This is a genomic window from Paenibacillus sp. 1001270B_150601_E10 (assembly GCF_015558675.1).
Classification (GTDB): domain Bacteria; phylum Bacillota; class Bacilli; order Paenibacillales; family Paenibacillaceae; genus Paenibacillus_B.
Window position 1 is genome coordinate 189,231 of record NZ_JADMOL010000003.1, and the last position, 13,919, is coordinate 203,149.

A 13,919-nucleotide genomic window follows, 5' to 3' on the forward strand; every position below is an offset into this window, starting at 1 on the left:
TTACGTTCTACCTAAGCCGAGGCAGCTCCTCTGGCTCAACTCCGTGAAGCTGATACCCGTGCTCCTCGTAGGAATCATAATAAACTTTGCCGTTGCGGTAGAACAACAGGTCGGAAAGCTGGAAGCCGCCCATCAGATTGAGCTTTTCTACTCCGCTCTTTCGATTCTCGTGTACAGCGCCAAGCTTATAAATGCGGCTTGTCTCATCCGCATGCAAGGCGAACCGTACAAATTCGCTCTCCGTATCGCCAAAGAAATACTTTTCCTCATAACGATGCTCATGGGTATAGTCTAGCAGACGGATTCGAATGCCAGCATGATCTTCCAGAGTGCGATACAGCTTTTTGAACAGATCATCCTTGGCGAGCACTTCTCGATTATCATAGTCAACCGCAACGTTCGCACGCTGGAGAAGCTCCTCTTCAAAGGTAAGCTTGAATGGAGCTTGGGTTAGAATCTCCCTTCTGCACACCAGCATCAGGCGCTCCAGCAAGGCTTCTGTTCCTGACTGCAGAAGCAGCGTTACATTACCCATCAAACGTTCATCAAAGAAAGCTTGTGGTCCGCGCTTCTTCTCAATCTCCTCCATCACGGCAGCCGTAACCTTCTCATAATACTCCATCAAGTTCTGGCCAATATAATCGTCCGCCTGACGAATGCTCCAGATGGCTCGCTCCTTGATTGTAAGTCGAAGAAGCTCCATCTGCTTCACTTGATGCTTGTACTCCTCATGGAGGCGAATCAAGGCATGTTCATAGTCTCGCAGCAGCGCAAGCTCGGTTTCCAGCCTGACGATTTCAAGCTTTTTGACATATACCGTATCAAAGAACGCTCTAATGAAGCTTCGCACATTGTGCTTGTCCATAAGCGGCAGTCGCTGGAAGGACAAATCCTCTACGCGCATGGCATACAGCTGGTCAAGCCCTGCTCTGGCATCATCAAGCTCCTTGCTCGTCTTGTAGCGCAAGCTTTGCAGTTCCTTCATCACACTCTCTGCATCATGATGCTCGTCCGTCCAACCATAGAGATGGTAGAAGCTGATATCCGGCTCGGCCGCAAGCCTTGCTGCTTGCATTCGCTTAAGCTCGGCAGAAGCATCGTACTGTGTCAGGAGGCGCTGTGCCTCACGCGCTATATTGTCTTGAAAGTACATCTCGCAGCCTTGTCCAAATAGAGCCTCTTCCGCTTCCGCAAGCGACATGCGCTTCAATGCTCCAAAGCTTACGGGATGAGTCATCATGCTGTTCATATGTTCAAGACTTTCAGGACCTGGGAGTGCTTCGAGAATAGGCGAGGACGAAAGCGTCGTATCAACGCCAAGCAACGCCAGCTTTTCCCTTACACTACCATCCAGTGGTCTTGACATTCTAGCCTCAAGCCCGCAGAAGAAATGATAAAGTACGGTCAAAGCAATGGAGACATTCGGACGCTTCACTTTAGAGAACCCAGCTGACACATAGCCCTGCTCTCCCGATTCGTTCATCAAGTTGTTTTTAAAGGATGTATTATTGTACTGTCCAACACCGCTGCTTACATCTAATCCTTCCTCGCGGAGCTTGCGATTTTTCAGCAAGCCAATATGAGAGATCAGTTCCGCATCATCCTCCGCGTCATTACCAAGCGAGATCCCACGCTCGTCCTTATCAGACAGCACATAGACGAGATCGAACAGCGATCTTCCCTCATGACTCACTGGGATAGCGATGCCATCCTCGGTCATATGAAGATTCGCCTTGAAGGAATAATTTGGACTTTGCATCAGCTCCAGCTCTCGCAAAAAGGCCATGCCTACCGCGCTCGTGTACCCAAAGGAATCAATCTGCTCGCGCTCTCGAATGAGCACATGCAGATCCATTTGAACCGATTTGAAGGATTGTCCAAATATCGTGTTGGCTAAGATCGATAGCTCTGGCAGGAACACATTAAGCGGGTCATCGACCCGCGTAATGACATGGAGATGGATGCGATCAAAGGATGCATACAATCTCCCATATTCCGCTATGTTCATACTAACGAGACGCAATTCTCGATTCAGCTGATAGAGATGCTTGGCATCCCGCTTCAGCTCTTGATACAAGTCATGCCGATAGGTCTTGCTCTGACCCTGCTCGGCTTCCACCTGCAAAGCAATCCTAGTCGTTCGATCCTGCTCCTCTGCACTTGCCTCTCCTAACATGCCAGAATATCCATTAGCATGACGGGATGTTGAATGGCTCGGGCTGGAAGGAGATCGGCCGTCGGCATTTCTTTTCGTACCGACATGCACATACATAACACCTGCACTGTTCTCCCACAGCCGATGATGAATGTCCATCATCGGCTGAATGAGAGTCTCCGTCTTATCACCAACAAAAAGATAGACCGATGGGTAATGAATGCTGCTCTGGTCATCATCGTGCCCGGTTAGCTTGTCTTCCTCATATGCATATTGTGCTGCGAATCGTTCCAGTAGCGTTCTCATCTTATCTCAACTTTCTGCGAATAGCATGGAGTTTGGAGGTAACCTCTTTATAGAAACGATACGCATCTTCGCCATATTCCAGCTCGATCTTCTCATATTCCAAACGATCGCGAGCTTCGAGGAATACCTCGTACATTTCGCCTAGACGATCAAGAAGCGCAGATACATCCTCGGAGGCAGTCATCTCCGTATCGCGGCGATTCGCCTTGCGCATCAAGGTGCTGCGGCGCTTCTCATCAAGGCCGCGGAATACTTGGAACACTTCATACTCGACGAAGTCGCGGCTCTTCATCACGTTCGCAAACGGCTCCCATGCTTCCTCCTCTTCGTCTCGGTCGTAGACGAAGAGAGCGCCCTTCTTCGTGATCGTTCCGGTGTACAAGGCCTCGATAAATTGATCCAGCACCTTTTCTTCATCCTGATGCAGGCTGAGCACCTGCTCAAGCTCGGCTACTTTCGCTGCGATCGCTTCATACTTGCTTAACTCCTCACGCATGCGATCAATGCTCTTCGGTGTACGGATCAGGTTCTCTTTGGCCATATCTTCATTGATGCTGCCAAAGATGTCTTTCGTTGAGACAGGCTCCAGCCCTTCTGCCAGCATGCGCTTCATATCCATGACAGCGCGCTTCACTTCCCCGAGATTCGGCTTAGCCGTTTGAAGGGAGAGATCATACCCTGCTAAGAAGGAATCCAGGTCAAATGCCTTTGTGGTTGTCAGCGCATAGCGATTGCTTGTATTCTCATCGATGTGCTTTTCTACAACCACTTTCCACTGCAGCGCCTTATTGAATTCATCGCGCACACGCTCATTGTAGCGCTGAACACGCTCGTTCTGATACGTATCCCCCCAGGACTTCTCTGGGATTGGAGAAGGCAGGTATGTCCAATTATCACGCTCGGTCTGAACCAAATGGCGTCCAATGCCTTCCTTATCCAGAATCGTGCGCTCATAGCTCTCCTCATACACTTTAAGCGGCGTATACACAAAGAGCGGCACACCATTCTTCGTATTGAGCCAGAAGATCCGGTTCTTGACTTGGCTTTCCTTGATCGTAAAGTTGGACTTGCCGATCGCATTGTTCTGGTAGTTCTTGATGCCTTTCAGAATGCTTGGCGCCTGTACTGGCACCGATACGAATCCCCATGATGGGAAGTGCAGGTTGCCAGCGCTATTGCTTAGATGGAACACAGCCACTGCCTCGTCATCAAGCTTGCTTGCGATCTTGCGTTCAACAAACTTCTCAAGTGGCTCCTCATCGCCATATTTCATAATGAGGAACTCTTCCATCGATTGCGTAATCAGGTCACCGAACTTCTCAGTCAAGAATTCGGAAATAGAGCTTACGATATCGATCTCCTGTTCTTTCACCCACTGGTTCGAGTGGTTCAAGAGCTCAAGCGTAAAGTCGCGAATGAGATCATCGACTTCCCTCTGCTCCATGACCTTGGAGATCACCTTCGCTACATCCGGAACGCTGACAATGTTCCAGTAGTACGTCTTGTTGCCTTTATGATCAAGCTGCTCATCCCCATTAATAAGGATATCGCCGTTTTTCTCGAAGATGCTGTTTAGTGCATTTAGAATCTCCGTAAATACGCTATAAATGCGGTTGTTCTCGCTGTTCAGGAGCTGGTACAGATCCTCATAGAACTCGATCATCTGCTCGGTGCGCTCCACATCTGCACGCAGCCAGTATTCGTTGATCTTTGCTTCGATGTAGAAGTTCTTCTTCTTATCCTTCGAAACAAAGGCGCTCTTCGCATCCCCGAGGCGCTGTTCGGCTTGATCAGCAGCCGCTTCAATATCTCGCGGAATACGATGAAGGCTCTCACGCAGCGTCTCGATATAGGAGAGCAGCATTTTTAGAATACAGAAACCCTTCTCCGTATAGATCATGCGGGATACATAGAACGGCCCCTGTTCTGGATGCAGGAACATCCGACGAAGCTGATCGGCGAATTGGTCCATGATTTCGCCAGGAAGCTGCTTCTTCATCTTGATGTATTCCTCGCGGGCGCGTGTCAGGAAGCCCTGCTCAAGTTCCGTATCCATATTCACGACTTGCATCTTGACAACATTGCTGTAGGATAAACGTTCGCTGTTCTCATAGCCCGGCAGCGGCTCAGGCACGCGGGATTCAAAGGTCTTAATCATCGTGTCCAGATCCAGCCCAAGCTTGCGAACAAACTTCTCGACGTCCTCTTGGGATGGTGCCTTGACGAACATCTTCTCCATCTTGTTGAATAAGCGATAGCCAAGATAAGTGGTCATCTCCTCGATCGGAAGAACGGCAGAAGATGCACCAATGATGTTGTATTCATAATTGGCTGGATACATCTTATTCATCTGTGCGATGTTCGTACGAATATTGCTGATGTAATCATGAATCGCGAATTCCTCGCCTGATTGCTTCTCTTCGCTTGCCATAAAGTTCGTAATGTTCTCTGCCGTCACGTTCATGCAGTAGTCATACGCGCTTTCAAGCAGCTTGCCTTCTGTATTCGTAGCCGAAATCAGATGGCATAGATTGAACGGTGGAAGCGGCGAATTAACCGTAAGGATATTGCCGTAGCGCTGCTGGAAACGTTCCCCGCGGCTATCGACGTTCATCCAGTAGTCAAGCTCTTTGAGCGCTGCGTAACCGTTCTTCTTGATATACTCACGCGTATGCTCGCTGAGCGACTTGTTTGACAGGTTCACGTCCGGCGTAAACAGATAGCCAAGAATGTTTACGCGATCGATACCTGCAGAGCCGTAATCACGCTCAATAATCCCTCGCACAATGTAGGAAATGTCCAGGAAGCAGCCGCTGCCCGTACCACCGGACAACCCGGTCAGCAGGAATACCATCAGCTTCTTGTTTGTACCGACCGACAGCGTCTTGATCTTCTTGTCGATCGCTTGAACAACCTGATTGATCTTCGTGAAGAGCAGCAAGCGCCCTGCTTGGCGAACCCCGGCTGCACCGTTCATTCCGTCTGTAATGCTCAGCTCAGGCGAGAGCCAGTCGGTAATATAAGGCTCGAGGATGCGGCGGTTCTGTAGCAGTCCGCCGATCTCTGCATTCGAGAGCAGCACGAATTCATTGATCGGGTCAAGCCCGATCCCTTTATATCGCTTGCCTTTGTCCTGTTCGTTCGTTTCGAAGGCAAGGAATTCTACATTGTCAGGCTTCTCCAACTTTTTCTTGGACAACGGGTCCTCTGGCAGTTTGAAGCGTCGATTGATCTGGTATTTGAGACGAAGCAAAGCGTCAATCCCCGTACCGCCCAGTCCGATGATTAGAATCGGATTATCTATGGTGTCTACCCGTATCTTCTCGCTGACAATCCCTCCGCCGAGGGAGACGTCCAGCTGCTGGATATGCTCTCTTACGATTGGTTTCATTTTGCTGCACTCCTCTTATTTGAGATATTCAAGTGTAATCGTCTTATCTACATTTGTTAACGGAATCGTGAGCCGATCACCGCTCTTCAGTTCATGGCCACGGCTTGCATCTACCGCACGACCGGACTTTTCAACGACGACAGGAGAGCTGTTATGCAGGACAACTCGATCCTCGCTTCCCGGCGTGAACACAATGCCTTCTGTCTCCTTCATCTCAGGTGCGAGCTGAAGCAGCTGATGCAGATTGAACTTGCCGCGGAAGGCGGTCAGCTTCCTATACTGCGGAGAAGATTTCTCCCCTGTATTGTCGTCGCGAATCTCGATGACCATCTGTCCGACGAAGCCGCGATTTGCCTTTTTAACAGCTGCAAAAATAAAGAATCCTGCAACAGCAAGCAGGACTAGCGCAATGCCTGCTGCAATCCATACCCACGTTGGCACTGACGGCTCCTCTAATGCTGCTGATTCGCTGCCTGCCCCTGACTTGCCGCTCACCGTCACTGGTGCGGTCTCCCGGTAGAAGCTGTCTCCTTCAGCCCGCACAACCAGCTCATAGTCATGCTTGTCGGCGATCTTGAATGTGCCGCCGAAGTGATCGCCTTTCAGATCAAGCTTCACTTCTGACGTATCTCCGGTATCCAGATCCTTCACCTTCAATACCGCATTCATTTCAGGATACAGCTCGTCGCTCGGCAGCTTCGCACCATTGCTCGCAAGATACGCCTTGATGTCTACCTTATCGCCTGGCTTTAAGCTCTTGGAAGGGATATCTTCTAGGACGAGAGCCAGGTCATAGTTGAATACGAGACTGATATCAATTTTATCCTTTGGTACGCCCTTTACTTGAAGCGTCCATTTTCCTTCTGCAGGCTGCAGCAGCTTCACTAGGGAATAGCTCTTCGAACGCGAAAGCAGCACGTCGTTTGAAGGGACGGCAACCTCTTTTCCTGTCGGATCTTTCAGACGGACATCAACGGGCTGGCTGGACATTAATGAGATATTGGCTTCCTTTACATTGCCATTTGGAACATCGATCACAACGTCCTGATAGTCGCCGTTTGCCGTAATCGTATCGACAGGCACGACCTTCAGCTTCTGATGGCTTGCAAAGATCTCGCTTAAGATCCGAGGAAGATCCTCAGCAGAGGAAGTCACGAAGGATTTCCCCCCCGTACGGTTAGACAGATCCTCCAGTATGGAGGCATTAAGCTGTCCATCGGCATTAAGCCCCACCGTATAGATTGGAGCGCCAATCTTCTTCGCAATCTCAACCGCCTCATTCAGCTCTTTATCGGATTGCTCCTGCGTGCGGCTGCCCTTGCTGTTCAGATAGTTGTTGCCGTCTGCAAAAAGAACGATCATCGGCTCATGGCCGGAAGTTGTCCCCTGCTCAAGCACCTTAACAGCCTCATTCAGACCGACGGCAATATCCGTGTAAGGTCCACGGTTCAAGTCATCGATGAACGTCTTGAGGGCCTCCTTGTCTTGAGGCTGGTTCATCTCTAATAGTGCTTTCTCCCGTTCAATCTTATCGGTATAAGCAATTACCCCGACCTTATCTCCTGTTGGGGACAGCATGTCGATGAACATCTTCATGGCCTCATTGCCGATCTTGTTCACGTCGCTTGTACTCATCGAATTGCTGACGTCAAGCACGAGCATGGCATCGATGTTGGCATCCTGCGCTTGAGCTGCTGCATACGACTTAGGAAGTTGTTCTGCCAAGGGTAACAGCAGGAGTGCAGCAATCCATAGGATGGTTAAAGGTAAATGTATGCTTCGAGTGATTCGATTTGCCATTGGTTGTACTCCTTTTATCTAATCTGAGATAATAGCTCTAATTCTTAATGTACTTGTCGAACCCTACAAGATTCTGTAAAGTGGTGTTGATTCTATTATAGTTTAGGTATAAAGCCTTATAGAGATTTACGCAACTTTACACATTCTGCCATTTCTATTATAAAACAGAAACATGATTACATTCTATGACAAGAACCTTATAGAAAGCTTAAAATAATGTCGATTGCTTGGATATACGAGAGATAACGTGAATAAGATTCATCGTTTTTAATAGCAGATCACTCAATTCAAGTTAAATCTATCATACTCCATTCAAAAGGTAAGAAAGGATATTGCTATGATTACGTACGTTTGCATCGGAATAATGTTGCTATTTTTAGGCTATCTCGCAATACAAGCCTTCACCATCCACAAAAAAACGCCGCTGCCTGATGATATGGATCAGCAGCTTCTGCGCGCGCTTAACCGGGAGGACGACGGAAGATGAACAAGAAGCAGCCGGTTACGCTCCATTCCTATCATAAGACGACTCATCGTTATCAGAAGTTAAAAGTTTGCAACCATTGCCGACAATATACGATGATTCCAGACGAGCCCTGCCCGCATTGCGGCAAAGAGCGCCTCATCTCGATTGAAGAGAAGGCCGCTCAGCAAGCGAATCGTGCGACAGCGGTGCATGTGCTCCTTTTAATCTTGATTGCCCTAGCCGGCGTCCTATTCGGGCAGACGTTCCTTCAGATGAGTCTCGCTGCTGCAGCCGGCATCGCTGCAGTTGCCGTCTATGTGCTTATCCAGCAAAGAGTAAAGCACTTCTATGCCATGAAAGAGCTTGGCAAGCTGATCGCGCGGGACGAAGAGCGCATCGTAGAAGGCGTCTTCCGCAATTGGGAGCAAGCCATCGAGCTCTGGAAGACCGAGCCTGTCCGAACCTATGAGATGCTCAGAGAAATCAGCACGCTTCAGCGCAGCGAAATGATTCGCATCCAGCAAGTTGCCCTGCTTAATACCTTCATCCTTCGAAAGGATATGGAGATTGAGCTGGAGCCGCTTATGCTCCGGCACTTTGAGCCGATGCTGGCGGAGCTGATTGGGGAGCTCGCCAAGGTCAAGCGTAGTGCGATCAAGGAGCGTGCGATCAAGTACGTATCCAAGTATGAGATCGAAGTACTTGAAATGGAACAGGGTGAGCAAATTCTCTCTCATGTTGTCGGCGCTGCCGTCCGCATGAAGCCTTATGTGGCGAGTAACCCCAATTTCATTGCAAGATATGCCAGATATCTCCCTAAGGACCGCTTCCTGCGCTTGTACAACATGCTGTCTCTTTCCCCTTCTGCCGAATGGGGGCACCTGGCAGACGAGGTATTCCGCATCTATAAGGAACGATATCAATGGGACGCTGACTTTCAATCCGGTAGCAAAGGACTATGAATATGACGTTCATTCGCATCATAAACCTTCGAAATATCCTGCTTGGACTATGCCTGATCCTGCTGGTATTGATTGGATTCAAGGGCTATTATATTGCAGAGAAGATCGAAGGGTATAAAAAAGCTGAACAATTCTATGCCGACAAGCAGTGGATTGAGGCTGAGGAGTGGTATGAGAAGATCAACCGCAATCGCTGGATTCATTACCGGGAACAAGACATTGCGAATCGTCTTCAAGAGCTTGCTCCGATTCGGGAAATAAGGGAAACCTTGGACCGCATTCAACGTGAAGCAAAGAGAGCTGCAGAGCAGCTGGACTTCGCTTCCTACAAGCAAGTTGTCGATGAGCTTCAGCAATTCCGAGGACCATACATCGGACAAGGGCATCCCTTTGAAAAGGAATACCGCGAGATTTCTGAGCGTCTGCAGCTGTCGCCAATGATTATCCAGAACTGGAACACATTCCGCGAACACTTTGCCAGTCAGATGGCTAGCAATTTGGAGGAGAAGCAATATGAGGATGAATCATTCAAGCAAAGCCTGATCGAAATTCCAGACTATATTTACGGCGGGCAGAAGAAAAAGACAGCTCTGCTGACAGAGCAGTTCAAAGACTATGACGAACGCAAGCTGGCACAGCTGGGGGCCGCTGGCAATACCGAAGCGCTGCTTGTGTCGACACGAGCGATGAAGGCAGAATACGATGCTCTTCCTTTTGATGCGCCATGGGTGCTTCAGAAGACAGATGAGATTGTTCAGCAGCTGCTTACTAAGGCAGTCGAGCAGGATCAATATGAAGTCTATATTGCGCTTGCCAAACGATACGAGCAGTATATGAGCAGCCTCGGGTTAGACACAACAAAAGTAAAGTCGTCCATTGACAGCCAAATGAGGAGCTGGATTCGCAAAGGAGATCGACTCGTTCAAGCAGGGGATTATGACGAGGCGATGAAGATCTACAAGAGTCTCTCTGCATATACCGATATGAAGGAGAAGATCAAGCAGGCTGAGCTGGAGCAAGCCGCCTCAGACCCTCTTCGCTTGCTTCAGCAGGGTGATAGCAACGCAACCTATGAGCATGTCATTGGAGGAAAGAACGGCTTTGGCGGTACGGTGTACGCTGTTGGGGTTCAATTTGGCAGTCGCATCGTCTTAGCCGTGTGGGATGGCAAGGATCAAGTTAAACGCTATACGAGCGAATCTCTTCCTTCAACGATTCAAAGCCTTAAGCTAGCCCCACAGCAAATCGGATTTACTTCTGATGTACTGGTTGCAGAAGCAGACTCCGCTAGCCGTAACGGACGATTTATCGGATTCGAGACAGTAGGCAATAAGCTTCAAACGCTGTTCGACCTCGAAGGAGATCGGTATGAGGTAGTAAGCAGCGATCATATTAAGCTGTATCATCCGCAAGGAAACGAGGATGTAGATGCGGTTGCCGATTATCGTTTAGTCGGTCAGCGCTTTGAGTTTTTGGGTTATGAGAAGAGAATCGCAGAGATCAAGCCGGAGGAGTTGACTCAGCATATCGGCGAGACTGTTCGAATGACGGTTCATATCACAGCCTTCAACGATCAGATCGCGTTTGCTGAGATCCAAGAAGGACAATATATCGGATTGGTGGGACTATCTCCTCAAGCTGTCGGAACCGTTACGGTAACTGGTAAAATGAATCAATATACAGACGTCCAGCTCAATGACAGCATTCTGGTCGTTCCAGTATTTGAAGTCGAGAAAGTCGAGCAGTAGAATGTCTTCAAAAACAGCACATCATCTTGCATTTTAATTGGATTGTTTTCATGTTGATCCAATAAGCCGCAAGCCGTAAACTCAAGCTGACAAAATAAGGGCTGGTCTATCCTCGCTTTCCGTGAAGGAAGACCCAGCCCTTTATGTTTACAAATCCAGATCTTTAATTATTCGTGCAGGATTGCCACCTACAACCACGTTGTTTGGCACATCCTTCGTGACAACTGCGCCTGAAGCAATGACCACATTATCTCCGATGGTCACGCCTGGATTAATGACCGCTCTTCCGCCAATCCACACATTGTTGCCGATGCGAACAGGCTTCCCTAGTTCCATCGTTCCGAGCTGTCCGTCGATCATCTGGGTGTTGCGCTCCTTCGGGTCCAATGGATGTGCAGCCGTGTAAATATGCACCCCTGGAGCCATAAAGCAGTTATCTCCAATATGTACTTCACTTACATCAAGAATGACACAATCGAAGTTGGCGTAAAAATAATTGCCAACGTAAATATTGTAGCCGTAATCGCACTTGAAAGTAGGCTCTATGTAATAATGCTCGCCAACAGAACCAAACAGATCCTTTAGCAGCGCTGCACGCTGTTCATCATCTACCTCTGTGGTTTGATTGTACAATCGCGTCAGCTTTCTAGCACGCAGCCGATCTTGAACAAGCTCTGCATCTGCTGAGTTATAGAGCTCTCCTGCTATCATCTTCTGCCTCTCTGTCTTCATCGCTCTCACTCCTGCTCTCATGGTTTTCTCTTATGCTCATGCCTTGTTTATTCTATCTGATACTCCCAATAACTGTTGAATACAAAAACAACAGCCACCCCTTAAGCATAGTGGAATGATTCCCGAGCTTCAAGGAGTGGCTGTGATGAAGTTGTAGGCACAATCATATCAATGTCATCCATTGTTGATAAAAGCTTATTATTGAAGCAGCTGTTTCATTTCAGGGCTATTCCGATTCTCTGCCCATTCCGCTTCCTTCGTCAGGAAATCCTGCAGCATAACGCCAAGCGCTTTATAGATCGGATGATCGGCATGCAACTCAAGATCCTGGCCAAACTTAAGCGCCCAGCGCTTTAAGTGCTTCAGGACAAATTCCCGCTGACCATTGATATAACGCTGATAACGCTCTTCTGTCATCACGGTGCCGAGCATCTTCTCGATAAGCACCGCCATAAATTCCAGCTCAACTGCAATATGATCATCGGGTTCGCCATGCATTTTCTTAAAATACAAGCTGAAATCCGCATACTTCTCGCGCACTTCCTCTGCGTAGGACTTCGGCAGCATTTGCTCAGAAGCACGATACATCGTCTCGCATGGTGTTACAGGTAGTTCCCCGCCTCTGCTGAACAAACGCTTATACTCCTCACGCAGCGAAGAAAACTCATCATAAAGATCTTGATTGGCGATCGACTTCAGCTCTTCTCTTAACCGTCTTGCGCCTTGAGACAATTCAGACAATCTTGTAAGCTCCGGATGATTGCGCCACGAAACCAAACTCTCTAGCGCAGGCGTGTCACCCAGAAAATCAACCAGCAGTTGATAAGCAGCCTTACGAATTTCTAAATGGTCCACAACCTGTTCCTTCCATTGAGTAGTTTGTTCTTCCATCGTTGGCATCTTCTTCCCCTCCGTGCGATCTATGTGAAATGGTTTGTATACCCTTTCTACTTCCATTTTCCCACAGCTCACATGTTATAACTGTGACAAAATATAAACATTACACGCCCTATGTGACAAGGCTGTGAACCCCATCTCACGCCGAGATGATACTATTCTCTCCATGCGAGCAGTTGGTAAACTCATGAAATAATTTTTGAAATGTTTTACAAATTTTGCACATGGCGATGAATGCGCTACAATACGATTAATATGGTTTATCACTTGAAAACCAACAAATCCATGCCATGATTTTTTTATGGCTATTCATAAACTTTGCATGACCTGTAGGAGGACCTGAGATGACGAATCAAGCAAGCTTTCGTCGCGCCAATCAAATATGCAATCGCGAGCTCACCCTGCTAAAAGCGCCTGATTTGTGCTTCCCCATTCTCTATTGGGGCTTTATGCCGAAGCACTATGACAATTCAATGCACCGCCACTCCTTCTTCGAAGCCTGTTATGTCATGGATGGAGAAGGTCTTTATATTGAAGAGGGTGTCTCTTATCCGCTATGCAAAGGAACCTCGTTCTTATCTTTGCCAGGAGCATGGCATCAGATTCGCAGCCAAACAGGACTCACCTTATGCTACGTTGCCTTTGAGGTTCATGAAGAGGCTACTAGCCATAAGATTACCCAAGCCTTCCGAGCGCTCATCGACAATGGTGCTCCTGTCGTCTATGAAGTTAATCATCAGCCTACTGGGCATCTATGGAATACGCTGCTGTCCCTGTTTCACGATACGAAGCCTGCATGGCCTGCAATCTTGGAGCATGCTGCGATGTCCCTCGTTCTTTCATTCCTTGCGCTGCATGGTTCAAGTCCTGCTGTGAAAGCCAATGAGACAACGGACAAGCCGCTTGAAGAGAATATGCTGCTTAGGCAAGCAAAGCTGTTTATTGATGACAACCTGAGTGCAGAGCTGACGCTTATGATGGTAGCCAATCACCTGCATATCTCGTCTCGACACCTGACAAGACTGTTCCAAGAGCATATGAGTCAATCCTTTGTTCACTATATCCAGGAGAGACGGGTGCAGCTCGCTTCTCATCTGCTCCTTCATGAGAATTTGCCGATTAAAGAAATCGCCTCTCGGTGCGGCTTTCAGTCCGTCCATTACTTTACTCGCATCTTCACGCAGAAGCTTGGTGTGTCTCCAGCAAAATTCCGGCGCTCCCAGTTCGCCGAGGGTCGATCAGGCAAAGAACAATTCCCCAACAAAATGTCCTGATTGTACAAAAGCTGAGCTTAATTGTTTAAAGACGATGCCTCCCGTTCCTTATACAATGAAGGCGTAATGATAAGCCTAACGGGAGGTAGCTGCATGAACACCATGAAGTCCCCATCTTTTAACTCTAAGCCTATCAACGTGATTAAGCTTCCTCACACGAAGCACACAGAGCCCATCTCGATATGGGA

The 13,919-nt window shown here is 48.4% G+C and carries 8 protein-coding genes; 3 read left to right on the top strand and 5 right to left on the bottom strand.

The features are described from left to right. Window positions 1–7: 7 nt before the first annotated feature. From I2H74_RS09555 to I2H74_RS09565, 3 genes are read right to left on the bottom strand one after another with little or no spacing between them, the layout of a single operon-like run. The gene (locus tag I2H74_RS09555; protein WP_195573734.1) at window positions 8–2,461 is read right to left on the bottom strand and encodes a transcription initiation factor TFIID; all 2,454 of its coding nucleotides are present in this window, start codon (window positions 2,459–2,461) and stop codon (window positions 8–10) included. A 1-nt stretch (window position 2,462) separates the two neighbouring features. Beyond that, window positions 2,463–5,852, bottom strand: coding sequence for a tubulin-like doman-containing protein (locus I2H74_RS09560; RefSeq protein ID WP_195573735.1), 3,390 nt, complete (start codon window positions 5,850–5,852; stop codon window positions 2,463–2,465). A gap of 15 nt (window positions 5,853–5,867) precedes the next feature. After that, window positions 5,868–7,652: a vWA domain-containing protein gene (locus I2H74_RS09565; protein WP_195573736.1), complete on the bottom strand. Its 1,785-nt coding sequence runs from the start codon at window positions 7,650–7,652 to the stop codon at window positions 5,868–5,870. 483 nt (window positions 7,653–8,135) lie between these two features. On the opposite strand from I2H74_RS09565, the gene I2H74_RS09570 reads away from it, so the two are divergent. Both I2H74_RS09570 and I2H74_RS09575 read left to right on the top strand, forming a co-directional pair. Then, complete coding sequence (locus I2H74_RS09570) at window positions 8,136–9,080, top strand: hypothetical protein (protein WP_195573737.1); 945 nt, start codon at window positions 8,136–8,138, stop codon at window positions 9,078–9,080. 2 nt (window positions 9,081–9,082) lie between these two features. Then, the gene (locus I2H74_RS09575; RefSeq protein ID WP_195573738.1) at window positions 9,083–10,828 is read left to right on the top strand and encodes a hypothetical protein; all 1,746 of its coding nucleotides are present in this window, start codon (window positions 9,083–9,085) and stop codon (window positions 10,826–10,828) included. A gap of 147 nt (window positions 10,829–10,975) precedes the next feature. Here I2H74_RS09575 and I2H74_RS09580 read toward each other — a convergent pair whose 3' ends face one another. Continuing rightward, a complete protein-coding gene (locus I2H74_RS09580; RefSeq protein WP_195573739.1) occupies window positions 10,976–11,560 on the bottom strand; it encodes a maltose acetyltransferase domain-containing protein in 585 nt (194 codons plus the stop codon). A 198-nt stretch (window positions 11,561–11,758) separates the two neighbouring features. Then, window positions 11,759–12,460: a TorD/DmsD family molecular chaperone gene (locus tag I2H74_RS09585; RefSeq protein WP_195573740.1), complete on the bottom strand. Its 702-nt coding sequence runs from the start codon at window positions 12,458–12,460 to the stop codon at window positions 11,759–11,761. Between the two features lie 341 nt (window positions 12,461–12,801). Between I2H74_RS09585 and I2H74_RS09590 the strand changes: the two genes are divergently transcribed. After that, window positions 12,802–13,731 (top strand): helix-turn-helix transcriptional regulator, encoded by a 930-nt coding sequence (locus I2H74_RS09590; protein ID WP_195573741.1) that lies wholly within the window; start codon window positions 12,802–12,804, stop codon window positions 13,729–13,731. Window positions 13,732–13,919 lie beyond the last annotated feature (188 nt).

Excerpts from the sequence above, each read along its gene's own strand:
- I2H74_RS09570 (WP_195573737.1), top strand. The coding sequence starts at position 8,136 with ATGAACAAGAAGCAGCCGGTTACGCTCCATTCCTATCATAAGACGACT.
- I2H74_RS09565 (WP_195573736.1), bottom strand. The coding sequence starts at position 7,652 with ATGGCAAATCGAATCACTCGAAGCATACATTTACCTTTAACCATCCTA.
- I2H74_RS09560 (WP_195573735.1), bottom strand. The coding sequence starts at position 5,852 with ATGAAACCAATCGTAAGAGAGCATATCCAGCAGCTGGACGTCTCCCTC.
- I2H74_RS09585 (WP_195573740.1), bottom strand. The coding sequence starts at position 12,460 with ATGCCAACGATGGAAGAACAAACTACTCAATGGAAGGAACAGGTTGTG.
- I2H74_RS09555 (WP_195573734.1), bottom strand. The coding sequence starts at position 2,461 with ATGAGAACGCTACTGGAACGATTCGCAGCACAATATGCATATGAGGAA.
- I2H74_RS09580 (WP_195573739.1), bottom strand. The coding sequence starts at position 11,560 with ATGAAGACAGAGAGGCAGAAGATGATAGCAGGAGAGCTCTATAACTCA.
- I2H74_RS09590 (WP_195573741.1), top strand. The coding sequence starts at position 12,802 with ATGACGAATCAAGCAAGCTTTCGTCGCGCCAATCAAATATGCAATCGC.
- I2H74_RS09575 (WP_195573738.1), top strand. The coding sequence starts at position 9,083 with ATGACGTTCATTCGCATCATAAACCTTCGAAATATCCTGCTTGGACTA.